The following is a 770-nucleotide window of genomic DNA, read 5'->3' as shown; positions in this document are numbered from 1 at the left end:
CCCCCGACAACACCACCTCCCACAACCCCTCCGGAGAAACCACACCCCCCGGAAAACGACACCCCATCCCCACAATCGCCACCGGCTCGCTGGAGGCCATGACGACTGTGCGGGCGGAGTGCGCGGGCGTTTCGGCACTGTCGTCGACGAGGTCGTTCAGGACGCGGTCGGCTAGGGCGGCGGACGTCGGGTGGTCGAAGATGAGCGTGGCGGGCAGGCGCAGGCCCGTCGCCGCGGTGAGACGGTTTCGCAGGTCAACGGCGGTCAGCGAGTCGAAGCCCAGCTCCTTGAAGGATTGCGTGGCCTGGATGGCGTCCGGCGAGGCGTGGCCCAGGACGCCCGCGACCTCGCGGCGGACCAAGTCCTGGACGCGCTCCTCTCGTTCGGCCGTCGACAGGCCGATGAGATGGTCGGCCAGCGGGCCACCGCCCGCGACCACACCCGCAGCGCCGGCCGCGGCCTGACGCCGTACCGTCGCGGGGACCAGCGCCTTCATCAGCATGGGCAGGGTGCCCGCCTGGGCCTGGGCACGCAGCGCCGGACGGTTGAGTCGTACCGGTACGAGGAGGCCCGGGGTGTCCTCGCCGAGTGCTCGGTCGAGCAGGGCGAGGCCCTCGGTCTCGCTCAGTGGTTCCGCGCCGAGTCGTGCGATCCGGTGTCGGTCGGATTCAGCGAGTCCGGCGGTCATGGCACTGTCGTCGGCCCACAGGCCCCAGGCCAGGGAGAGTCCGGGGAGGTCTTCGGTGCGCCGGGTCTGGGCGAGGGCGTCG

General features: G+C 71.7%; 1 protein-coding gene. It reads right to left on the bottom strand.

Annotation, left to right across the window (positions count from 1 at the left end):
• On the bottom strand, positions 1–770 hold a 770-nt coding region (locus IE258_RS40735; RefSeq protein WP_229892790.1), incomplete at both ends, for a beta-ketoacyl reductase.

It is taken from the genome of Streptomyces tendae, from assembly GCF_014650435.1.
Classification (GTDB): domain Bacteria; phylum Actinomycetota; class Actinomycetes; order Streptomycetales; family Streptomycetaceae; genus Streptomyces; species Streptomyces tendae.
The sequence above is the reverse complement of the archived record's forward strand: the minus strand, read 5'-3'. Positions and strand labels throughout refer to the sequence as shown.